The following is a 22,607-nucleotide window of genomic DNA, read 5'->3' on the forward strand; positions in this document are numbered from 1 at the left end:
GGCGGGCGGCGGCATGCATGGGAGAATCGACCTGATGGATGCCACGTCGGATGTCACGCTGCCCGCCTCGCTCACCGAGGTCCGCGACGAGTTCCTCGCGCTCGAGGTCCGCGAGCGCTTGCAGCTGCTGCTCGAGTTCTCGAACGAGCTGCCCGAGCTGCCCGAACGCTACCGTGATCACCCCGACCTGTTCGAGCGGGTGCTCGAGTGCCAGTCGCCGGTGTTCATCTTCGTCGAGGTCGTCGACGACCGGGTGCACGTGTTCGCCACGGCGCCGTCCGAGGCTCCCACGACGCGCGGGTTCGCCTCGATCCTGGTCCAGGCGCTCGACGGGCTCACCGTCGACGAGGTGCTGGCCGTGCCCGCCGATTATCCGCAGTCGCTCGGGCTGGCCGCGGCCGTCTCGCCGCTGCGCGTGCGCGGCATGACCGGCATGCTCGCGCGGGTGAGGCGTCAGGTCGGCGAGCGGGCCGCCGCCGCGTGACCGATTCAGCCGACGATCTCGTCGGTGAGGTCGTCGGTCGGCAGCGCGTCCGCTCGCCCGTCGAGGAACCGCCGCAGCGCTGACGTCCAGCGTTCGGGGTCGTGGTTCCAGAGTTTCGTGTGCCGGGCGCCTTCGAACTCCTCGAAGTCGACGAGGTCGGGCCGGGCGGCCGCGAGCCGGCGTGAGCCGTCGATCGGCACGAACCCGTCGTCGACGCTGTGCATGAGCAGGATCGGCACGTCGAACTCGTCGGCGCGCGCCACCACGTCGAGGCCCTCGAGGTCGATCGGCGCGGCGAGGCCGGTGAGCCCGATCGCGGCATCGGTGCCGAGCAGTCGGGTCGTGAGATCGCCGATCGGGTGCGGCAGGCCGATCGCGCGCCCCTGGAACCGCAGGATGTCGCTCCAGTCGATCGCCGGCGAGTCCAGCACGATGCCGACGAGGCGCTCGCGCACCTCGTCGGAACGCAGCACGGCCTGGAGCGAGATCGCCCCGCCCATCGACCATCCCATGAGCACGATGCGGTCGGCGCCGTGCTCGACCGCGTACCGGGCGGCGGCGACGACGTCGGCCCACTCGGTGCCGCCGAGACCGTACCGGCGGTCGACGCTGTCGGGGGCTTCACCGTCGTTGCGGTACGAGACGAGCAGCGAGTCCCACCCCGCCTCGCGTGCCGTGTCGACCGCGCGGAGCGCTTCGTGTCGCTTCGCGCCGCGGCCGTGCACCTGCACGACCCAGTTCGAGTTCGGGGTCGGCGCATCGGCCGGGATGTGCCAGGCCGGCGCCGGCCCGAGTGCGGTTTCGACGACGACGTTCTCGTAGGGGTGTCCGAGTTCCCACGGGCCGAGGTAGTACCAGCCGTTCATCCGGCCGCGGCGGGCGCGCTCGAGCCGGCCGAAGTCGACCGCGGTCACCGCGCGGCGCACGGTTCGGCCGTCATCGGCCAGCACGTCGCCGAGCCGGGCGTGTCCCGATTCGCGATCGAACCAGAATCCGTACCGGCCCGACATCGCGGACTCGGGATTCGACTCGAGGCGGATCTCACCGCCCGCGAGGTCGACCGACAGGATGCGTTCGTCTTCCTCGCGCACCGCGACCGGCGTCACCACCCGTCTGGCCATGACGACGGTGACGACGGCCGCGGCGGCGGCGGTCGCCACGGCGACCGCCGCGATCACGAGGCCGGTCGCGGCGGCAGCCGTCGCCACGACCGAACGCGTCTCGACCTCGCGCCCGCGCGGGGCGCTCCAGCGTGTCATCCGGATCCGCTCTCCCCTGGTCGGCCATCGCATCGAGTCGACCCGGCGCGCCGCGTCTGCTCGTCTCGACCGAGACTCTAGTCTGCACACGTGCCCGACCGAGCGACACCCCAGTCCCGCGAGTTCGAGGCCGCACTCACGTCCCTCCGTGCGGCCGCACCGCGGCCCGAACTGCGCGTCGAGGAGATCCCCGCGCCGGGTTCGCTCGCCCCGAATGCGGTGGCTCTCGCGGCCGATGTCTCGTTGTCGGGGCACGGAGCGGATTCGGACCTCGGCACCGGGCGGTTCGTGCTGCTGCACGATCCCGAGGGGCAGGAGGCGTGGGGCGGGCGGTTCCGCGTCGTGTGCTTCGCGCAGGCACCGCTCGAAACCGACATCGGGCTCGACCCGTTCCTCGCCGACGTGGCCTGGTCGTGGCTCGTCGACGCGCTCGATGCGCGGGGCGCCCGCTACATCGCCGCGTCGGGCACGGCGACGAAGATCCTCTCGACGGGATACGGCGAACTCGCGCGTCAGTCCGACGGCGCGCAGCTCGAGCTTCGGGCGTCATGGTCGCCGCTGGACGCCGAGATCGCGCCGCATGTGGAAGGCTGGAGCGAGCTCCTGTGCATGCTCGCGGGGCTCCCACCCCGCTCGGAAGGGGTGGCCACCCTACCCAGACGGAGGAAACGTGGCTGAATTCCGGGTGATCGCGTCGGATGACGCGTTCGCCGATGCCGTGGCGCAATTGGCCGACGGTGCCGGACCGGTCGGCGTCGACGCCGAGCGTGCCAGCGGCTTCCGCTACTCGCAGCGTGCCTACCTCATCCAGATGTTCCGCCGCGGCGCGGGCACCTTCCTGTTCGACCCCACCGAGATCGCCGACTTCGCTCCCCTGGCCGATGCGGTCGGCGGCGAGGAATGGGTGCTGCACGCCGCCAGCCAGGATCTGGCCTGCCTGCGCGAGGTCGGGCTCGACCCGTCGAGCATCTTCGACACGGAGCTCGCGGCCAGGCTGCTCGGGATGCCACGGGTCGGACTGGCGTCGGTGGTCGAGGAGTTGCTGGGCGTGAAGCTCGCGAAAGAGCACTCGGCCGCCGACTGGTCGACCAGGCCGCTCCCCCAGCCCTGGCTCACCTACGCCGCCCTCGACGTCGAGCTCCTGATCGACCTGCGCGATCAGCTCGGCGAACGGCTCGCCGACGCCGGCAAGCACGAGCTCGCTGCGCAGGAGTTCGACGCCGTCCTGCACCGCGAGCCCAAACCGCAGGCCGCCGATCCGTGGCGACGGCTCTCGGGCATCCATGCCCTGCGGTCGGGTCGCAACCTGGCGGTCGCGCGCTCGCTCTGGCTCGCCCGGGACGCGCGCGCGGTCGAACTCGACATCGCACCGGGCCGGCTGGTACCGGATGCCTCGATCGTCGCCGTCGCCCGCAACCTCCCGGGTACCCGCCGCGCACTCGCCGACCTGAAGGAGTTCACCGGCCGAGCCAGCCGCTCCGAGCTCGACCGCTGGTGGGCGGCGGTCGACGAGGGGTTGCACACGGCGGATCTCCCGCCGGTGCGGGTTCCGAGCGATGCACTGCCCCCGCCCCGCGCGTGGGCCGCGAGGCATCCCGACGCCGATGCCCGCCTGCGGGTGGCGAAGCAGGCCGTGGCCGACGCGGCCGAGCGGTTCGGCATGCCCGTCGAGAACCTCCTGACCCCCGATCATCTGCGCCGCGTCGCGTGGAAGCCGCCGGCCGACGGATCCGTCGGAGCCATCCGAACCGCCCTCGCCGACCTCGGCGCGCGACCCTGGCAGATTGACGCGACCGCACAGATTATCGCCGACGCGTTTGTGACCGCCGCACAATCGGTGGAAGACGCGACGGGCGCCGCTTCGTAGGATCCGGCAAGCGATTCAGGCCGCTTCAAGCCCCGTCCGTAGGATCGTGGGGATCCTCATCCGAAAGGGAGCTGCAGCGTGGCTGAACGAGCTGACGTCGTATTCGTCGACGGGGTCCGAACCCCGTTCGGGCGGGCCGGCGAAAAGGGCATGTACTGGAACACCCGGGCCGACGACCTCGTGGTCAAGGCGATCTCGGGTCTCCTCGAGCGAAACCCCAACCTGCCGAAGGAGCGGGTCGACGAGGTCGCGGTCGCTGCGACGACGCAGACCGGCGACCAGGGTCTGACCCTCGGCCGCTCGGCGGCGATCCTCGCGGGCCTGCCGATGACCACCCCCGGGTACGCGATCGACCGCATGTGCGCGGGCGCGATGACCGCGGTGACGACCTCCGGGTCCGGCATCGCGTTCGGCCAGTACGACGTCGTCATCGCCGGCGGCGTCGAGCACATGGGCCATCACCCGATGGGCGAGGGCGCCGACCCCAACCCCCGATTCGTCGCCGAGAAGCTCGTCGCCCCCGACGCGCTCAATATGGGCAACACCGCCGAGCGGCTGCACGACCGGTTCCCCGAGCTCACCAAGGAGCGCAGCGACCGCTTCGGCATGCTGAGCCAGCAGAAGGTGCAGGCCGCCTACGACCGCGGCGACATCCAGCCCGATCTCGTCCCGGTTGCGATCCGCTCCGAGCAGGGCTGGGGCCTCGCCACCGAGGACGAGGGCCGCCGCCCCGAGACCACGCTCGAGGGCCTCGCGACCCTGAAGACGCCGTTCCGCCCGCATGGCCGGGTGACCGCGGGCAACGCATCCCCGCTGACCGACGGCGCGACCGCCGCGATCCTCGCCAGCGGCACCGCCGTCAAGGAGCTGGGCCTGACCGCCAAGATGCGCATGGTCAGCTTCGGCTTCGCCGGCGTCGAGCCCGAGGTGATGGGCATCGGCCCGATCCCCTCGACCGAGCGCGCACTGAAGAACGCGGGGCTGAAGATCGACGACATCGGCCTGTTCGAGCTGAACGAGGCGTTCGCCGTGCAGGTGCTGAGCTTCCTCGACCACTTCGGCATCGCCGACGACGACCCCCGCGTGAACCCGTGGGGCGGTGCGATCGCGATCGGCCACCCGCTCGCCGCGTCGGGCGTTCGCCTCATGACGCAGCTCGCCCGCCAGTTCCAGCAGCACCCCGAGGTGCGCTACGGCCTCACCGCGATGTGCGTGGGCCTCGGGCAGGGCGGTTCGGTCATCTGGGAGAACCCGCACCACAAGCACTACGGAAAGGGCCGTTGAGCGCGATGACCGACTACTCGAAGATCGACTTCTCCGACCTGGCGGCCGCGTTCGAGGGCGACGAGGTCGTCACGCACTCCTACGTGCGCGACATCCGCCTCGCCTCGGGCAAGACGCTCGCCCTGATCACCCTCGACAACGGTCGCGACCACACGCGTCCGTCGACGCTCGGCCCGGTGACGCTGCTCGAGCTGAACGAGAAGCTCGACGAGCTGAAGGTGCGCGCCGCGGCCGGCGAGATCCAGGCCGTCGCGATCACGGGCAAGCCGTACTTCCTCGCCGCGGGTGCCGACCTCTCGAAGGTCGGCGAGGTCCCGAGCCGCGACATCGCGCTGAAGATGGGGCAGCTCGGCCACTTCGTGCTCGGCAAGCTCGGCGAGCTCGGCGTGCCGTCGTTCTGCTTCATCAACGGGCTCGCGCTCGGCGGCGGGGTCGAGATCGCGCTGAACAGCGACTATCGCACCCTGGATGCCTCGGCGCCGGCGATCGCCCTGCCCGAGGTGTTCCTCGGCATCATCCCGGGCTGGGGCGGCGCATACCTGCTGCCGAACCTGATCGGCATCGAGAACGCCCTGAAGGTCGTCGTCGAGAACCCGCTGAAGAACAACCGGATGCTGAAGGCGAAGGAGGCGTTCGATCTCGGCATCGCCGACGTCATGTTCGCGCCCGTCAACTTCCTCGAAGACTCGCTGAAGTGGGCCGACGGCGTGCTGTCGGGCTCGGTGAACGTGAAGCGCCCGAACCAGCCCGGCAAGCTCGAGAAGCTCGCCAAGTGGGACGTGGCGATCAGCATCGCGCGGAAGGCCATCGAGGGCAAGCTCGGCACGACGGCGAAGTCGCCGTACCGGGCGCTCGACCTGCTGAAGGCCGCCAAGAGCGGCACGAAGGCCGAGGGCTTCGAGCGCGAGGACGAGGCGCTCGCCGACCTCGTGTCGGGCGACCAGTTCGTGGCATCCATCTACGCGTTCAACCTCGTGCAGAAGCGCGCGAAGCGACCCGCCGGCGCACCCGACAAGTCGCTGGCCCGCAAGGTCACGAAGGTCGGCATCATCGGCGCGGGGCTCATGGCGAGCCAGTTCGCGCTGCTGTTCGTGCGCCGCCTGCAGGTGCCGGTGGTCATCACCGACCTCGACCAGGCGCGCGTCGACAAGGGGCTCGCGTACATCACCGACGAGATCGGCAAGCTCGAGCAGAAGGGCCGCATCGACGCCGACGAGGCGAATCGTCTGCGTGCGCTGGTCTCGGGCACGACCGACAAGGCCGACTTCGCCGACTGCGACTGGGTCATCGAGGCGGTCTTCGAAGACCTCGCGGTGAAGCAGCAGGTGTTCGCCGAAGTCGAGCCGCACCTCTCCGAGACGGCGATCCTCGCGACGAACACGTCGTCGCTGTCGGTCGAGCAGATCGGCGCGAACCTGGCGCACCCCGAGCGTCTGGTCGGCTTCCACTTCTTCAACCCGGTCGCGGTCATGCCGCTGCTCGAGATCGTGAAGGCGCCGAAGACCGACGACGAGACCCTCGCGACCGCGTTCGCGACCGCGGCGAAGTTGCGCAAGAGCGCGGTGCTCACGGCGGATGCCCCGGGCTTCGTGGTGAACCGGCTGCTCGCGAAGGTCATGGGCGAGGCGGCGCGCGCCGTCGACGAGGGCACCCCGGTGCCCGTCGTCGAGAAGGCGCTCGCACCGATCGGCCTGCCGATGGGCCCGTTCGAGCTCATCGACCTCGTCGGCTGGGCGGTCGCCGCGCACGTGCAGGACACGATGGTGCGCGAGTTCCCCGAGCGGTTCTACTCGTCTGAGAACCTGCACGCGCTCGCGAAGCTCGGCGGCCCGGTCGTCGAGAAGGACAAGCACGGCAAGGTCACCGACCTCACGAAGGACGCGAAGAAGGCGATCACGGTCGGCAAGACGCCGGTCGACGAGGCGACGATCCTGCGCCGCGTCGAGGACGAGCTGGCTCGCGAGATCAAGCTCATGCTCGACGAGCAGGTCGTGGCTGCGGCCGAGGACATCGACCTGTGCCTGGTGCTCGGCGCCGGCTGGCCGTTCCAGGCGGGCGGCGCGACGCCGTACCTCGACCGCGTCGGTGCCTCCGAGCGCGCGTTCGGCGACACGTTCCACCACCCGGTGATCCGCGGCGTCGGCGCGTAATCGCAGCGACTCCGGAGGGCCCGTGACGATGTCACGGGCCCTCCGTCGTTGTGTCGGCGCCGACTCGGGTGCTAGCTTCTGAACATGTTCAGTTCTGAGACGGATGGCCCGCTGTCCAAGCGCGAACGCACCCGTGCACAGCTGCGCGAGATCGCCCTGCGCTCGTTCCGCGAGCGCGGCTACGACGCGACGACGATCCGGCGCATCGCCGACGAGGCCGGCGTATCGGTGGGCACCACCCACTACCACTTCCCGTCGAAGCACCACCTCGTGCAAGAGCTCTACCTCGACGTGCAGGAGGCGCACCGGGCCGCGGCCGCACCTCTCCTCGCGGACACCGACGACCTCGTCGAGCGGCTTCGGATCGTCTTCCTCACCGGGCTCGACGGGCTGGGGCCGTTCCACCCGTTCGCGCCCGAGTTCCTCTCGGCCGCGGTCTCGCCGCGCTCCCCCATCAACCCGCTGTCGGCCGAGTCGGCGCCCGCGCTCGGCATCGTGCGCGAGCTGTTCGCGACCGCGGTGGCCGGCAGCTCGCAGCAGTTGCCCGACGAGTTCGCCGAGCGACTCCCCGACGCGCTCGTGCTCGCGCACCTGCTGCTGGCCCTGTTCTGGGTCTACGACCGCTCCCCCGGGCAGGAACGCAGTCGTCGGCTCGTCGACCGCGGACTGAGGCTGCTGAAGTCGGCGCTGCCGCTCGTGCGCGTGCCGATCCTGCGGGCACCGCTGCGCGAGCTGCTCGACCTCGTCGGCGAGGTGCGGGCGTGAGCGATTCGGACGCCGAGCTCCTCCGCCGCTACCGGTGGCGCAACCCGCGCACCGAGGCTGAGCCGATGGCGTTCACGTTCGCCGAGTTTGTGAGGGGGGCGTTCGCGACATGGGGCTGGTTCCTGCTGTTCGCCCTGCCGGCGCTGGTCGTCACGAGTGCGGTCCCCGCCGTCTTCGCCGTCGGTCCAGGCACCGGGGGGTGGGGTCCATGGTGGGGATGGGCACTTCTCTACCTCGTCTACGGGATCCCGATCGTGCTCGTAGTCTCACTCGTCGCGCTCGCCGTTGGCAGCCCGGGCGCGTGGCTGCTCGGATGGTGCCTGCGCCGCTCCGATCGCATCCGCGTCCACGTGATCGCGTTCGCCGGGTACGGTGTCGCCTTCGGCGTCATGTTCGCCTGGTCACTGGGCTGGATGCTCTCGGGTCGAACCGGACTCGATACCGTCGTGTTCCGGTCCCCGTTCATCGCCGCGAGCGGTGCCGCAGCCGCGCTCGGTCGCTACCGTGCGATCGTGCGCACGCGACCCAAGCCGTTCACCCCGCCCGGCGAGGATATCCCCGAGGAGTGACCGCTACTTCTTCGCGTGCTCGATGATCGGCTGCGCGCCGGTGTCACCCGATGCGCCGCGGGCGTGCGGCAGTTTCGTGCCGAGCACCATCGCCGTGACATCCTGTGCGATCTGCTGCGGGGTGAGCCCCACCCGCTCGAGGATCTCACCGCGCGAGCCGTGATCGAGGAACTCGTCGGGCAGGCCCAGCTCGGTCACGGCGGTGTCGACGTTCGCCCCGCGCAGATCCTGGCGGATCCGCGTGCCGATGCCGCCGACGCGGACGCCGTCTTCGAGACTCACCACGATGCGGTACTGGGCCGCGAGCTCGATGATGCTGCGCGGCACCGGAACCACCCAGCGCGGGTCGACGACCGTCGCACCGATGCCCTGCGCCTCGAGCCGTTCGGCGACCTCGAGACCGATGCCGGCCATCGGGCCGACCGTGACGAGCAGCACATCGCGGCGGTCGGACTCCACGAGCACGTCGACGCCGTCGTCGGTGCGTCGAACCGCGGAGTACTCGACGCCCACCGCGCCCTTCGGGAACCGCAGCACGGTCGGAGCGTCGTCGACGGCGACCGCCTCGCCCAGCTCTTCGACGAGTCGCACCGAGTCGCGCGGCGCGGCGATGCGGATGCCCGGCACGACCTGCAGGATCGACAGATCCCACACGCCGTGATGGCTCGGGCCGTCGGGGCCCGTGACGCCGGCCCGGTCGAGCACGAAGGTCACGCCCGCGCGGTGCAGCGCGACATCCATCAGGACCTGATCGAAGGCGCGGTTCATGAACGTCGCGTACACCGCGACGATCGGATGGAGCCCGCCGAAGGCGAGGCCCGCCGCGCTCGTGACCGCATGCTGCTCGGCGATGCCGACGTCGAATACCCGCTCGGGGAATCGTTCGGCGAACCGGTGCAACCCGGTGGGCCGCAGCATCGCCGCGGTGATGCCGACCAGCTTCGGGTCACGCTCGGCGAGGGCGACGAGCGCGTCGCTGAACACGCTCGTCCAGCTCTGGGCGCCGGATGTCTCGAGCGACTCGCCCGTCTCGGGGTCGATCTGCCCGACGGCGTGGAACTGGTCGGCGACGTCTCGCAGCGCCGGTTCGTAGCCGCGCCCCTTCTCGGTGATCGCGTGCACGATCACCGGCGCGCCGTAGTTCTTGGCCTGCCGAAGCGCCGCCTCCATGGCGTGCTCGTCGTGCCCGTCGACGGGGCCGACGTACTTGATGTCGAGGTTCGAGTAGAGCGCTTCATTGCCGCTGAACCGGGACAGGAAGCCGTGCAGGCCGCCGCGCACGCCGCGGTACAGCGCCTTGGCCGGCGAGCCCAGACGCTCGAACGCGCGACTGCTCGACAGGTGCAGGTTGCGGTACGAGCGGTTCGTGCGCACCGAGTTGAGGAACCGAGCCATGCCGCCGATGGTCGGCGCGTACGACCGACCGTTGTCGTTCACGACGATCACCAGGTTGCGGGTGTTGTCGTCGGAGATGTTGTTCAGCGCCTCCCACGTCATGCCGCCGGTCAGTGCCCCGTCGCCGACGACCGCGACGACGTGGCGGTCGTCCTGGCCGGTCATCTCGAACGCCTTCGAGATGCCGTCGGCCCAGCTCAGCGAGCTGGAGGCGTGCGAGGACTCGACGATGTCGTGCTCGGACTCGGAGCGCTGCGGATACCCCGACAGCCCGCCCGCCTGCCGCAACGTGGACAAGTCCTGCCGGCCGGTCAGCAGCTTATGCACGTACGACTGATGGCCGGTGTCGAAGACGATGGCGTCCTTGGGCGACTGGAACACCCGGTGGATCGCGATCGTCATCTCGACCACGCCCAGGTTCGGCCCGAGATGCCCGCCCGTCTTGGCGACGTTGCGAACGAGGTGCTCGCGGATCTCGTCGGCGAGCCGGTCGAGCTGCTCCCTCGTGAGTGCATCGAGGTCGCGAGGACCAGCGATCGTCTCGAGGAGGGTCATCGCCACCGCCTTTCCGGGGCTCCTGCGGGGAGCACCCATCGATTCTACGGGAGCCGCATGCGACGAGGCCGGACCCAACGGGCCCGGCCTCGTCGTGATGGTCGGATCAGACCAGCGAACGCAGCACGTACTGCAGGATGCCGCCGTTGCGGTAGTAGTCGGCTTCACCCGGCGTGTCGATGCGCACGACCGCGTCGAACTCGACGGTCTGCTTGCCCTCGGGCGAGAACTCGCTCGGCTCGGCGACGACGCGCACCGTCTTCGGGGTGACGCCCTCGTTCAGCTGCTCGAGGCCCGTGATCGACACGATCTCGGTGCCGTCGAGCCCGAGCGACTTCCAGCTCTCGCCGGCCGGGAACTGCAGCGGCACGACGCCCATGCCGATGAGGTTCGAACGGTGGATCCGCTCGAAGCTCTCGGTGATGACCGCCTTGACGCCCAGCAGGCTGGTGCCCTTGGCCGCCCAGTCGCGCGACGAACCCGAACCGTACTCCTTGCCGCCGAACACGACGAGCGGGGTGCCCTGGGCCTGGTAGTTCATGCACGCGTCGTAGATGTACGACTGTGGGCCGCCGGCCTGGGTGAAGTCGCGGGTGAAGCCGCCCTCGACGATCTGGCCGTCGTTGACCGCCGCGACCAGCTCGTTCTTCAGCCGGATGTTCGCGAAGGTGCCGCGGATCATCACCTCGTGGTTGCCGCGGCGCGAGCCGAACGAGTTGAAGTCCTTCTGGGCGACCCCGTGCTCGGTGAGGTACTGCGCAGCCGGGGTGCCGGCCTTGATGCTGCCCGCGGGCGAGATGTGGTCGGTCGTGACCGAGTCGCCGAGGGTCGCCATCACGCGCGCACCCGAGATGTCGGTCACCGGGGTGAGCTCCATCTGCATGCCGTCGAAGTACGGCGCCTTGCGCACGTAGGTCGAGTTCGTGTCCCACTCGAAGACCGGGCCGGTCGGCGTGGGCAGGTTCTTCCAGCGGTCGTCGCCGTCGAACACGGTGGCGTACTGGGTGATGAACTGGTCGCGCGAGATCGACGAGTCGATGATCTCCTGCACCTCGTCGGGCGAGGGCCAGATGTCCTTCAGGTAGACGTCGTTGCCGTCGGTGTCCTTGCCGAGCGAGTCGGTCTCGAAGTCGAAGTGCATCGAGCCGGCCAGCGCGTACGCCACCACGAGGGGCGGCGAGGCGAGGTAGTTCATCTTCACGTCGGGGCTGATGCGGCCCTCGAAGTTGCGGTTGCCCGAGAGCACCGCGGTGACCGCGAGGTCGTGGTCGTTGATCGCGGCCGAGACCTCTTCGATCAGCGGGCCGGAGTTGCCGATGCAGATCGTGCAGCCGTAGCCGACGGTGTAGAAGTCGAGGCCTTCGAGCGCCTTGTCGAGACCCGACTTCTCGTAGTAGTCGGTGACGACCTTCGAGCCCGGGCCGAGCGTGGTCTTGACCCACGGCTTGCGCTTCAGGCCCTTGTCGACCGCCTTCTTGGCGAGCAGACCCGCCGCGATCATGACCGACGGGTTCGAGGTGTTCGTGCACGACGTGATCGCTGCGAGGGTGACCGCACCGTTGTCGAGCAGGTACGGCGCGCCCTCGGGCGGCGTGACCTTGACCGGCTTCGATGCCGCAGCGGGCGCGCCGCTGGCGATGTGCACCTCGCGGGTGTCGGGCTCCTCGTCGCCGGGGACGGCGCCCGGGTCGGATGCCGGGAACGAGTGCTTCGACTCGAGGTCGACGATGTCGTGCGTGGTCGACGGCGTCGCGTAGTTCAGGATGTCCTGCTCGAACTGCGTCTTCGCCTCGGAGAGGAGGATGCGGTCCTGAGGGCGCTTCGGGCCGGCGATCGACGGCACGACGGTGCCGAGGTCGAGCTCCAGGTACTCGCTGAAGTTCGGCTCGCGATCGGCGTCGTGCCAGAGCGACTGCGCCTTGGCGTACGCCTCGACGAGCGCGACGGTCTGCTCGTCGCGGCCGGTGAGCCGCAGGTAGTCGAGCGTGACGTCGTCGATCGGGAAGATCGCGGCGGTCGAGCCGAACTCGGGGCTCATGTTGCCGATGGTGGCGCGGTTGGCCAGCGGCACCGAGGCCACGCCTGCGCCGTAGAACTCGACGAACTTGCCGACCACGCCGTGCTTGCGCAGCATGTCGGTGATCGTGAGCACCACGTCGGTCGCGGTCACGCCGGCGGGGATCTCGCCGGTCAGCTTGAAGCCCACGACCCGCGGGATGAGCATCGAAACGGGCTGGCCGAGCATCGCGGCCTCGGCCTCGATGCCGCCGACGCCCCAGCCGAGCACACCGAGGCCGTTGACCATGGTGGTGTGCGAGTCGGTGCCGACGCAGGTGTCGGGGTAGGCGCGGAGCACCTCTTCGCCGGTCGAGCTCGTCGAGACCCGGTCGTAGACGACCTTGGCCAGGTGCTCGATGTTGACCTGGTGCACGATGCCGGTGCCGGGCGGCACGACCTTGAAGTCGTCGAACGCGGTCTGGCCCCAGCGCAGGAACTGGTAGCGCTCGCCGTTGCGCTCGTACTCGATCTCGACGTTGCGCTCGAGGGCGTTCTCGGTGCCGAAGAGGTCGGCGATGACCGAGTGGTCGATGACCATCTCGGCGGGCGAGAGCGGGTTGATCTTGTTCGGGTCGCCGCCGAGTGCGGTGACCGCCTCGCGCATGGTCGCGAGGTCGACGATGCAGGGAACACCGGTGAAGTCCTGCATGACCACGCGCGCCGGCGTGAACTGGATCTCGGTGTCGGGCTCGGCACTGGGCACCCATGAGCCGAGCGCTTCGATCTGCTGCTTGGTGACGTTCGCACCGTCCTCGGTGCGCAGCAGGTTCTCGAGCAGCACCTTCAAGCTGAAGGGCAGCTTCTCGTAGCCGGGGACGGTGTCGATGCGGAAGATCTCATAGGCCTTCTCGCCGACGTGGAGCGTGTCCTTCGCCCCGAAACTGTTCACTGCAGACACGATGTCCTCTCCTTCGCGGGTGCCGCCGCCGCGACACGGCGGACACCTCGATCATGCGTCGTCAGACAGGCGCGCTTCCAGCAAGGCTAACCTAAACGGATGCCTCGCGGCCGGGCCGAGACGTCGATGATTTATCTTGATGTCGAGATAACTCTATCACTCGGCGTCGGCGGCGCCCGACCGGGCGCCCGGCCGGCGGGTCGCGCGGACGACGAGCCATGTGAAGACGAGCATCAGGGCGTACAACGGCACGCCCATGAGCAGGCGGGTGACGCCGAGCGCCGGCACGTTGTCGGCGAGGTAGAGGGGCACCTGCACCACGAGCCTGGCCACGAAGAAGCCGGTCCACACGAGGGTGAGGAACTGGGCGATGCGGTACTCGCGCCGATCGCGGCGCCACGCGGTGCCCTCGCCGGTGAGGAACCCCACGACAATGCCGATCGCCGGCCACTTCACCAGCATGGACACCGCGAGCCCGATCGCGTACGCCGCGTTCGTGATGAATCCGAGCACGTAGTTGTCGCGGGCGTCTCCGGTCCAGAGGGCGAGCGCCGCCGACAACAGGACGCCGACGAGCCCGGCGATCGCCTGCGTCGGCTGGCCCTTCACGACCACGCGCGCGATCGTGAACACGACGGCGAGGCCGACCGAGGAGGCGAGCGCCGGCACCAGCGCCTGCTGCGCGTCCTGGCCGACGATGCTCGTCAGCACCGAGTACACGACGAGGAAGACGAGGCCGGGCAGCAGCGCTTCGAGGATGCCGCGCACGCCGCCGACCGCGCCGAGCACGTCGCGCGCGCTCAGCTTCTCGTCGCGCGCGAGCGCGCCCAGGCCGGATCGTTCGGCAGCGGCCTCGAACTGGCGGGCCAGTTCGGCGCGGGTGTCGGGGTCGGCCCCGGATCGCGGCTCGGACGAGGCATCCGGAGCGCCCGACCGCAGCTCGTCGTCGGTCATGCGCGCGACTACCGCGCCGGCCCGCCGGCTGCGCCGGTCGGCATGCGAAGCGGGATGAGGTCGCGCGGGGGCATGGGGGTGGTGCCGCGCACCACGACGATGGAGCGGAAGAGATCCTCCACCTGCGCCGCCGCGTTCGGCTCGACCGCCGCCTCGCCGGCGATCACGCCGCGCAGGAACCACCGCGGACCGTCCACGCCGACGAACCGGGCCAGACGCATGTGCCCGGGCGCCGAATCCGTGGCCGCGACCGGCACCTGGGCGAGCAGTTCGGGCCCGAAGGCACCCTCGCGAACGGTCGTCGTCCCGCCCTGCCGGGCGATCTGCTCGGCGATCTGGAGACGGATCTCGTGCCACAGGCCGCTCGACCGGGGCGCCGCGAACGGCTGCACCTGCAACGTGGAGTTCGCGTAGTCGAGACCGACCGCGACCACGCGCTTGGAGCCCTCCTCGACCTCGAGCCGGAGGTGCAACCCCTCACGGGGCAGCACCTTCACCCCGCCCAGATCGACGTAGGGCCGAACCGGGTTGGCCTCGGATTCGTCGAGCGGCCCTGCGGTCGCCCGGTCGGCCGGTGCCGACTTCGGCTGCTCTGCGACGGGCTCCGCGCCCGCCGCGCTCTCGATATCGCTCACGCGCTCACTTCCTTTGCCTGCTCCCCGAACCCGGTCGAGCCGAATCCCCCCTCGCCACGGTGGCTGCCCGGCAGCCGTTCCACCTCGATGAACCGCGCCCGCGACACCGGCATCACCACGACCTGGGCGATGCGGTCGCCCGCCTCGATGGCGTACGGCTCGGTGCGGTCGGTGTTCAACAGTGCGACCTTGATCTCGCCGCGATAGCCGGCGTCGACCGTGCCCGGCGCGTTCACGATCGTGATGCCGTGCTTGAACGCGAGGCCCGAACGCGGCACCACGAAGGCGACGTAGCCGTCGGGCAGCGCGATGGACACGCCCGTGCCCACCGTCGCGCGCTCGCCCGGCTGCAGCACCAGCGACTCGGCGGCGTGCAGGTCGGCGCCGGCGTCGCCCGGGTGGGCGTACCCGGGCACGCGGTCAGCTGTGATGAGCACCTCGACGGATTCGGTCACCGTTCGAGGGTAGTGCAGAAGTCTGGTCGAATAGAGCCATGCCCGACTACCGCGAACGCCTGTGGCCGACGCCCTGGATCTATCTCGTCAGCCTGCTGCTGGTGCCCGCCGGCATCCTGGTGCTGGCACCCGTTTCCATGCCGGCCGGCATCGTGACCGGCATCGTCATGTACCTCGCCACGGTGGGCACGCTCACGCTCACAGCACCCCTGATCGAGGTGAGCGGCGGGCGGCTGCGCGCCGGCCGCGCCGAGATCGACCTCGAACTCACGGGCGACGCGGTCGGGTACGGCCCCGAACGCGCTCGCGTCGAGCGCGGCACCGGGCTCGACGCCCGCGCGTTCCTCGTGATCCGCGGCTGGGTGCAGCCCGTGGTGCGGATCCCGATCGTGGATCCCGCCGATCCGACGCCCTACTGGCTGGTCTCGACGAGGCATCCCAACGAAGCGGCCGCCGCGATCAACGGATCGCGACGGCCGGGCGGGTCGGAGTCGGAGGCTTAGGAAGCGCACTCCAGGCAGATCGGCCCGAGCTTGGTCTCGTGGTCGATCTGCGAACGGTGCTTCACGAGGAAGCAGCTCACGCAGGTGAACTCGTCGGCCTGAGGCGGAAGCACGACCACGTCGAGCTCCACGTCGGACAGGTCGGCACCGGCGAGATCGAAGCTGCCGGGGTTGTCGGCGTCTTCGACGTCGACCACACCGGACATCTTGTCGGGAACGCGCTCCTTGAGGGCCTCGATCGACTCGGACTCGTCGTCGGTCTTCCGCGGTGCGTCGTAATCCGTTGCCATGCCCATCCGTTCCCTGGTAATACTGCGCCGTTGAATCGGCGCGCCATAGTTTGCATCAAATCCCGGTCGTTGGCAAACCGCTTCGCGGCGGTTCGACCGGCTGATCGTGCAACTTCCGGCACGCCCGCGCTATTCCCCGGCCCGGCGGTCGCCACGTGGCATCCTTGGGCGGAAGCGAACCGCACGGAAGGTCATGTCGCGATGCAGGAACTGAAGGTGATCGGAGTCGAGGGCGGCGCACTCGTGGCCGCCTCCGAGGAAGGCGCACGCTTCCGGATCGAGATCGACGAGGTGCTGCAGTCGCGCATCCGCCAGGTCCAGCCAGAGGCCAACCAGGGGCCGAAGCTCTCGCCGCGCGAGGTGCAGGCCCAGATCCGCGCCGGCCTCTCGGCCGACGAGATCGCACGATTGACCGGTGCGTCGGTCGACTACATCCGCCGATTCGAGGGCCCGGTGCTCGCCGAACGCGAACACGTCGTCTCGTCGGCGCTCGCGGTGCCGGTGCATCTGCCCGACGACCTCGACCCGGCGGCCGACGAACCGGCGTCGTTCGGCTCCGTCATCCGCGACCGCCTGCAGAAGCTCGACGCGCACGGCGAACGCTGGGCGGCGTGGAAGGACGAGGAGCGCGGCTGGGTCGTCAAGCTCGAGTTCACGGCCGACACCATCGACCACGATGCCCGCTGGAGCTTCGACCTGAAGCGCCAGGCGCTGCAGCCGATGAACTCCGAGGCGATCACGCTGTCGCAGCAGCGCGAGCTCGACGGCGGCATGATCCCGCGCCTGCGGGCCGTCGGCAACGACCCCGAGTCGAAGTTCGACAGCGGCGCGTTCGACTTCGAGGAGGCGCCCGCCGAGCGCGAGGAGGACACCGCGCCCCAGCCCGAGCTGCTGCCCTACGGCCGCCCGGCGCCGCTCGCGCCCGCCGTCTCGAGTCCGGCCGTCGCGCGCGCGGCGATCAAGCGCGCCGACGAGCCCACGCCTCCGCAGGGCGAGACCGCCGACCTGCTCGAGGCGCTGCGTCGCCGGCGAGGCGAACGCGAAGCGGTGACCGAGGAGCAGACGCCGTTGCCGATCCCCGTCTCGCCCGAGGCGCCCGCATCGCACCGGATCGGCGCCGACGCGTCACCCGAACCCGAACCGGCGACCACCGCGGACGACAAGCCCGGGGCCGCGGCGCGCGCGCTCTGGGGCGGTCGGGGCGGCGGATCCTCCGCCCGCGGGCGCAAGGGTCGGGCCTCGATGCCGAGCTGGGACGAGATCGTGTTCGGCGCGCGTCCCGACGACGACCTGGCCTGACCGCCGCACCGCGGTCGGTGCTACCATTCGAACAGGTGTTCGAATGCGAGGGTCGCCATGCCGCAGCTCCAGGAGTACGTCGAGATCTGGACGGATGACGCGGGGTCGCCGCGTCGGCTCGTCTGGCGTACCCGCCGGTTCCGCGTGACCGACCGCCCGACGACCCTCGTCGGCCCGGCCGAGTGGTGGGCGCCGTTCGGCGACCACGACGTCTCCCCCGGCCGTGCCCCGTTGGCGATCACGGGGTGGCGGTTCCAGGCCAGCACCGACGACGGCGAGACGCACGTGTTCGACGTCGCGGACGACGACGGTCGCTGGCGGCTGCTACGCGTCTTCGACTGACGGCGGCGGGGCGCGCGGCCGGCTTCAGGCCGACTTCTCGGTGCGACGCGCCTTGTGCGGAACAATGGTCGGCGCGGCGTTCTCGAGCACCGCGGCCTTGGTGATCACGACCCGCGCGACCCCGGTCGACGAGGGGATCTCGAACATGATCGGCCCGAGCACCTCCTCCATGATCGCCCGCAGGCCACGGGCGCCGGTCTGGCGCAGCACGGCGAGGTCGGCGATCGCGCCGAGCGCCTCCTCCTCGAAGTCGAGCTGGACGCCGTCGAGTTCGAACATGCGCTGGTACTGCTTGATGAGCGCGTTCTTCGGTTCGGTGAGGATCTCCATCAGCGCGTCCCGGTCGAGCGGCGAGACCGTCGCGACCACGGGGAGGCGCCCGATGAACTCGGGGATGAGTCCGAACTTGTGCAGGTCTTCGGGGAGCACCTCGGAGTAGAGGTCGGCGTGGTCGAGCTTCGAGTGCAGCGGCGCCCCGAACCCGATGCCCCGCTTGCCGACCCGCGACGAGATGATGTCCTCCAGCCCGGCGAACGCGCCGGCCACGATGAACAGCACGTTCGTGGTGTCGATCTGGATGAACTCCTGGTGCGGGTGCTTGCGACCGCCCTGCGGCGGCACCGATGCGACGGTGCCCTCGAGGATCTTCAGCAGCGCCTGCTGGACTCCCTCGCCCGAGACATCCCTCGTGATCGAGGGGTTCTCGGCCTTGCGGGCGATCTTGTCGACCTCGTCGATGTAGATGATGCCGGTCTCGGCGCGCTTCACGTCGTAGTCCGCGGCCTGGATCAGCTTCAGCAGGATGTTCTCGACGTCTTCGCCGACGTAGCCCGCCTCGGTCAGCGCCGTCGCGTCGGCCACCGCGAACGGCACGTTCAGCTGCTTGGCGAGGGTCTGCGCGAGATACGTCTTGCCGCAGCCCGTCGGGCCGATCAGCAGGATGTTCGACTTCGCGATCTCGACGTCGTCGCGGTGATCCGCCGACATGATCGCCGACTTCGCCCGCACCCGCTTGTAGTGGTTGTAGACGGCGACCGCCAGCGCACGCTTCGCGTCGTCTTGGCCGATCACGTACTCTTCGAGGAACGCGAAGATCTCTTTCGGCTTCGGCAGTTCGAACTCGCTCGACTCGCTCTCGTTGGCCTCGGCGAGCCGCTCTTCGATGATCTCGTTGCAGAGCTCGACGCACTCGTCGCAGATGTAGACGCCCGGGCCGGCGATGAGCTGCTGGACCTGCTTCTGGCTCTTTCCGCAGAACGAGCATTTGAGCAGGTCGGCGCTCTCTCCGATGCGTGCCATCGCTGCCTCCCTCTTGCGGCGTCTGCACCGAGCCTAACCCGATCGGCGGCCGGTTCGGCGGAGCGGCGCGAATTCGTGTCCGCGCTCGGTGAACACGACGGATGCCTCGGAGCGACGTGCTCCGAGGCATCCGTTCGCGACGCTCGAACCTCAGCTCGTGAGGGCCGGAACCGTCTTGCGCGAGGTCAGCACCTGGTCGATGAGGCCGTACTCGAGCGCCTCCTCGGCCGACAGGATCTTGTCGCGGTCGATGTCGTCGTGCACCTGCTGCTGGTCGCGCTTGGAGTGGCGCGCCAGCGTCTCTTCGAGCCAGGTGCGCATGCGCATGATCTCGGCCGCCTGGATCTCGATGTCCGAGGCCTGCCCGTGGCCGGCCTCGCCCATCGCGGGCTGGTGGATGAGGATGCGCGCGTTCGGCAGCGCCAGCCGCTTGCCGGGGGTGCCGGCGGCGGCGATGACCGCGGCCGCGGACGCCGCCTGACCGAGCACGACCGTCATGATCTGCGGGCGGATGTACTGCATCGTGTCGTAGATCGCGGTCATCGCGGTGAACGAGCCGCCGGGCGAGTTGATGTACATCATGATGTCGCGGTCAGGGTCCATCGACTCGAGCACGAGCAGCTGCGCCATGATGTCGTCGGCCGACGCGTCGTCGACCTGCACGCCGAGGAAGATGATGCGGTCCTCGAAGAGCTTCGCGTACGGGTCCTGTCGCTTGTAGCCGTACGCCGTGCGCTCTTCGAAGCTGGGCAGGATGTAGCGCGAACCGGGCATCTGCAGGCCGCGGTTCGCGAGCCCGCCGAATTCGGGGGTGTTCATTCGATCGATCTCTCTTCCTACGCCTGGTCGGTTCCGCCGCCGCCGGACACATCGAGCGCCGACTCGCGGATGTGGTCGACGAAGCCGTACTCGAGCGCTTCCTGCGCGGTGAACCAGCGGTCGCGGTCGCCGTCGCGGTTGATCTGCTCGACCGATTTGCCGGTCTGCGCCGCGGTGATCTCGGCGAGCCGCTTCTTCATGTCGAGGATGAGCTGCGCCTGGGTCTGGATGTCGCTCGCGGTGCCGCCGAAGCCGCCGTGCGGCTGGTGCAGCAGGACGCGCGCATTCGGCGTGATGTACCGCTTGCCCTTGGTGCCGGCGGTGAGCAGCAGCTGACCCATCGAGGCGGCCATGCCGATGCCGACCGTGACGATGTCGTTCGGCACGAACTGCATGGTGTCGTAGATCGCCATGCCCGCGGTGATCGAGCCGCCCGGCGAGTTGATGTAGAGGTAGATGTCCTTCTTCGGGTCTTCCGCAGCGAGGAGCAGCAGCTTCGCCGCGATCTCGTTCGCATTGTCATCGCGCACCTCGGAACCGAGCCAGATGATGCGGTCCTTCAGCAGTCGATCGAACACACTGGGCTGCAGTGTCGGTTCGGCCATGGATGTCGCTCCGTTTCGTTGTCGCGTTGTATCGAATCTATCCGGTGCAACACGCGGGAACGGGGCTGTTCGCCCTAGGCGGATGACGCGTCGGATGACGCGTCGCGACCCGGCTCGGACGCCGACTCGTCGGCAGCGAGGAGGTCGGCCGCGTACGCCGTCACCGACCGCGTGTAGCGGCCCAGGTGGGGTGCCAGCGCCGTCAGCGCGACGGATGCCCCACGGCGGGCGTCGCCCGCGCTCACGAGCGTCAGCGCGAGGAACGCGGCGACCTCGTCGCGGTAGGGAGCGTCGGGATGGGTGCGGTGCTCGGCCTCGATGAGCCGCAGCGCCTCGTCGACGTCGCCCAGGTTGCGGACGCTGCTGGCCAGCTGCACGATCGCCTGCGGGCGGTGCTCGTCGTCGAGGCCGAGCTCCAGCGCCCGCCGGTACAGCGGCACGGCCTCGTCGGGCCGGCCGGCGGAGTCGCGCGCGCCCGCCCGCTCGAAGACCGCCCGCGCGTCGTCGTCGCCGCGTTCGGCGGCGATCGCGTCGATGCGGGCGATCACCTCCTCGTCGACGAGCGATCCGGCGGCGAGGCTCCAGACCTCGTCGATGCGTCGCTCCCAGTCATCGGTCGTCATGGTCCGGTCCTCTCGATGGGATGCACGCGGGCAGGGACGCGCGAGGGCCGGATGCGTCGCATCCGGCCCTCGCGGAACTGGCTTACTCGGCGTCGGCCTTCTTCGCCGCGCGCTTGCGCGCCGGCTTCTTCGGCTCCTCGACCGGTGCCTCCTCGGCGGCCTCGGTCTCGTCCACCGACTCGGCGCCCTCGGGCTCGTCATCGCCGGCGACGGCGGTGAACTCCGACAGGTCGACGGCGTTGCCCGAGGCATCCGTCACCTTCGCCTTGCCGAGCGCGATCGCGAGCGCCTTGTTGCGCGCGACCTCGCCGACCATGGCGGGGATCTGGCCGTTCTGGCTGAGGACCTGGACGAACTCGTTCGGGTCCATGCCGTACTGGGCGGCACCCTGAACGAGGTACTGGGTGAGCTCGTCCTGGCTGACCTTCACGCCCTCGGCCTCGGCGATCGCATCGAGCACGATCTGCGTCTTGAAGGCCTTGGTGCTCGCCTCGGTGACCTCGGCGCGGTGCTCGTCGTCCTCGAGGCGACCCTCGCTCTCGAGGTGGCGGTGCACCTCGTCCTCGATGACCGAGTCGGCGACCGGCACCTCGACGAGCTCGAGCAGCTTCTCGACGAGCAGATCGCGGGCCTGGGTGCCCTGACCGAACGTCTTGGTGCGCACGGCCTGCTCCTTCAGGCTCTCGGTGAGCTCGGCGAGCGTGTCGAACTCGCTCGCGATCTGCGCGAAGTCGTCGTCGGCCTCGGGGAGCTCGCGCTCCTTCACGGCCTCGACGGTCACGGTGATCTCGGCGGTCTCGCCCTCGTGCTCGCCGCCGAGCAGCTTCGACGCGAAGGTCGTGGTCTCGCCCGCGGTGAGCGAGTCGATGGCCTCGTCGATGCCCTCGAGCAGCTCGCCCGAGCCGAGCTCGTACGAGATGCCCTTGGCGGTGTCGACCTCGGTGCCGTCGATCACGGCGACCAGGTCGAGGGTCACGAAGTCGCCGGCCTTGGCGGGACGGTCGACGGTGATGAGCGTGCCGAAGCGGCTGCGCAGGCGCTCGAGCTCGGCGTTCACGTCGTCGTCGCCGGCCTCGGCGTCGTCGACCGTGATCTCGATGCCGTCGTACGAGGGCAGCTCGACCTCGGGACGCACGTCCACCTCGATCGCGAGCAGCAGGTCGCCCGAGAAGTCCTTCTCGTTCGGCCACTCGACGATGTCGGCCTCGGGGCGGCCCAGGGGGCGCAGTTCGTGCTCGGCGACGGCGGCGCGGTAGAAGCCGTCGAGACCCTCGTTGACCGCGTGCTCGAGCACGGCGGCCTTGCCGACCCGCTGGTCGATGACGGGCGCGGGCACCTTGCCCTTGCGGAAGCCGGGCACGTTGATCTGCTCGGCGATGTGCTCGTACGCGTGCGCGATGCTCGGCTTCAGCTCCTCGGGCGTCACCGTGATGGTGAGCTTCGCACGGGTGGGGCTGAGCTTCTCGACCGAGGTGGTCGGCATGGAGGATCTCCTGTTC

The 22,607-nt window shown here is 69.8% G+C and carries 22 protein-coding genes; 10 read left to right on the forward strand and 12 right to left on the reverse strand.

Going from position 1 to position 22,607, the window contains the following annotated elements:
* Positions 1-34: 34 nt before the first annotated feature.
* Positions 35-484 (forward strand): SufE family protein, encoded by a 450-nt coding sequence (locus MTO99_RS05675; RefSeq protein WP_243557682.1) that lies wholly within the window; start codon positions 35-37, stop codon positions 482-484.
* Positions 485-489: 5 nt separating this feature from the next.
* Here the strand turns inward: MTO99_RS05675 and MTO99_RS05680 are convergent, their stop codons facing one another.
* The gene (locus MTO99_RS05680; RefSeq protein WP_243557684.1) at positions 490-1,743 is read right to left on the reverse strand and encodes an alpha/beta hydrolase family protein; all 1,254 of its coding nucleotides are present in this window, start codon (positions 1,741-1,743) and stop codon (positions 490-492) included.
* A gap of 90 nt (positions 1,744-1,833) precedes the next feature.
* Here MTO99_RS05680 and MTO99_RS05685 point away from each other — a divergent pair, with 90 nt between their 5' ends.
* From MTO99_RS05685 to MTO99_RS05710, 6 genes are all read left to right on the forward strand, one after another.
* A complete protein-coding gene (locus MTO99_RS05685; RefSeq protein WP_243557686.1) occupies positions 1,834-2,421 on the forward strand; it encodes a DUF3000 domain-containing protein in 588 nt (195 codons plus the stop codon).
* Complete coding sequence (locus tag MTO99_RS05690; RefSeq protein ID WP_243557687.1) at positions 2,414-3,610, forward strand: ribonuclease D; 1,197 nt, start codon at positions 2,414-2,416, stop codon at positions 3,608-3,610. The genes MTO99_RS05685 and MTO99_RS05690 overlap by 8 nt, the downstream gene beginning before the upstream one ends.
* A 78-nt stretch (positions 3,611-3,688) precedes the next feature.
* A complete protein-coding gene (locus MTO99_RS05695) occupies positions 3,689-4,894 on the forward strand; it encodes a thiolase family protein (protein ID WP_243557689.1) in 1,206 nt (401 codons plus the stop codon).
* Positions 4,895-4,899: 5 nt separating this feature from the next.
* The gene (locus MTO99_RS05700; protein ID WP_243558975.1) at positions 4,900-7,044 is read left to right on the forward strand and encodes a 3-hydroxyacyl-CoA dehydrogenase NAD-binding domain-containing protein; all 2,145 of its coding nucleotides are present in this window, start codon (positions 4,900-4,902) and stop codon (positions 7,042-7,044) included.
* A gap of 84 nt (positions 7,045-7,128) precedes the next feature.
* The gene (locus MTO99_RS05705) at positions 7,129-7,809 is read left to right on the forward strand and encodes a TetR/AcrR family transcriptional regulator (protein ID WP_243557691.1); all 681 of its coding nucleotides are present in this window, start codon (positions 7,129-7,131) and stop codon (positions 7,807-7,809) included.
* Positions 7,806-8,378 (forward strand): hypothetical protein, encoded by a 573-nt coding sequence (locus MTO99_RS05710; RefSeq protein ID WP_243557693.1) that lies wholly within the window; start codon positions 7,806-7,808, stop codon positions 8,376-8,378. The genes MTO99_RS05705 and MTO99_RS05710 overlap by 4 nt, the downstream gene beginning before the upstream one ends.
* Positions 8,379-8,381: 3 nt before the next feature.
* On the opposite strand, the gene dxs is transcribed toward MTO99_RS05710, so the two are convergent.
* The 5 genes from dxs to dut form a co-directional block, all read right to left on the reverse strand.
* On the reverse strand, positions 8,382-10,328 hold the full coding sequence (dxs, locus tag MTO99_RS05715) for a 1-deoxy-D-xylulose-5-phosphate synthase (protein WP_243557695.1): 1,947 nt from the start codon (positions 10,326-10,328) through the stop codon (positions 8,382-8,384).
* Positions 10,329-10,434: 106 nt separating this feature from the next.
* On the reverse strand, positions 10,435-13,284 hold the full coding sequence (gene acnA, locus MTO99_RS05720) for an aconitate hydratase AcnA (protein WP_435520802.1): 2,850 nt from the start codon (positions 13,282-13,284) through the stop codon (positions 10,435-10,437).
* A 156-nt stretch (positions 13,285-13,440) separates the two neighbouring features.
* Positions 13,441-14,238 carry a DUF3159 domain-containing protein gene (locus MTO99_RS05725; protein WP_243557697.1) on the reverse strand — a complete coding sequence of 266 codons (798 nt, stop codon included), beginning with the start codon at positions 14,236-14,238 and terminating at the stop codon, positions 13,441-13,443.
* Between the two features lie 8 nt (positions 14,239-14,246).
* Complete coding sequence (locus MTO99_RS05730; RefSeq protein ID WP_243557699.1) at positions 14,247-14,873, reverse strand: DUF3710 domain-containing protein; 627 nt, start codon at positions 14,871-14,873, stop codon at positions 14,247-14,249.
* Complete coding sequence (dut, locus tag MTO99_RS05735; RefSeq protein WP_243557710.1) at positions 14,870-15,328, reverse strand: dUTP diphosphatase; 459 nt, start codon at positions 15,326-15,328, stop codon at positions 14,870-14,872. The genes MTO99_RS05730 and dut overlap by 4 nt, the downstream gene beginning before the upstream one ends.
* 38 nt (positions 15,329-15,366) lie before the next feature.
* Between dut and MTO99_RS05740 the strand changes: the two genes are divergently transcribed.
* A complete protein-coding gene (locus MTO99_RS05740) occupies positions 15,367-15,831 on the forward strand; it encodes a DUF3093 domain-containing protein (protein WP_243557712.1) in 465 nt (154 codons plus the stop codon).
* Here MTO99_RS05740 and MTO99_RS05745 read toward each other — a convergent pair.
* Entirely contained in the window at positions 15,828-16,121 is a 294-nt protein-coding gene (locus MTO99_RS05745; RefSeq protein WP_243557714.1) for a DUF4193 domain-containing protein, read from the reverse strand. The two genes, MTO99_RS05740 and MTO99_RS05745, sit on opposite strands and share 4 nt — an antisense overlap.
* A gap of 201 nt (positions 16,122-16,322) precedes the next feature.
* Here MTO99_RS05745 and sepH point away from each other — a divergent pair, with 201 nt between their 5' ends.
* A complete protein-coding gene (gene sepH, locus MTO99_RS05750; RefSeq protein ID WP_243557716.1) occupies positions 16,323-17,420 on the forward strand; it encodes a septation protein SepH in 1,098 nt (365 codons plus the stop codon).
* A 57-nt stretch (positions 17,421-17,477) separates the two neighbouring features.
* Entirely contained in the window at positions 17,478-17,762 is a 285-nt protein-coding gene (locus MTO99_RS05755; RefSeq protein WP_243557718.1) for a hypothetical protein, read from the forward strand.
* Positions 17,763-17,786: 24 nt separating this feature from the next.
* On the opposite strand, the gene clpX is transcribed toward MTO99_RS05755, so the two are convergent.
* From clpX to tig, 5 genes are all read right to left on the reverse strand, one after another.
* Entirely contained in the window at positions 17,787-19,061 is a 1,275-nt protein-coding gene (gene clpX, locus MTO99_RS05760) for an ATP-dependent Clp protease ATP-binding subunit ClpX (protein ID WP_243557720.1), read from the reverse strand.
* 150 nt (positions 19,062-19,211) lie between these two features.
* Entirely contained in the window at positions 19,212-19,880 is a 669-nt protein-coding gene (locus MTO99_RS05765) for an ATP-dependent Clp protease proteolytic subunit (RefSeq protein WP_243557722.1), read from the reverse strand.
* A gap of 17 nt (positions 19,881-19,897) precedes the next feature.
* Positions 19,898-20,485: an ATP-dependent Clp protease proteolytic subunit gene (locus MTO99_RS05770; RefSeq protein ID WP_149161834.1), complete on the reverse strand. Its 588-nt coding sequence runs from the start codon at positions 20,483-20,485 to the stop codon at positions 19,898-19,900.
* Positions 20,486-20,559: 74 nt separating this feature from the next.
* Positions 20,560-21,108, reverse strand: a complete 549-nt coding sequence (locus MTO99_RS05775) for a tetratricopeptide repeat protein (protein WP_243557724.1) — start codon at positions 21,106-21,108, stop codon at positions 20,560-20,562.
* Positions 21,109-21,190: 82 nt separating this feature from the next.
* The gene (gene tig / locus MTO99_RS05780) at positions 21,191-22,591 is read right to left on the reverse strand and encodes a trigger factor (RefSeq protein WP_243557726.1); all 1,401 of its coding nucleotides are present in this window, start codon (positions 22,589-22,591) and stop codon (positions 21,191-21,193) included.
* Positions 22,592-22,607 lie beyond the last annotated feature (16 nt).

Origin of the sequence: Agromyces larvae, assembly GCF_022811705.1 — a bacterium.
In the GTDB taxonomy this organism is placed as follows: Bacteria; Actinomycetota; Actinomycetes; order Actinomycetales; family Microbacteriaceae; genus Agromyces; species Agromyces larvae.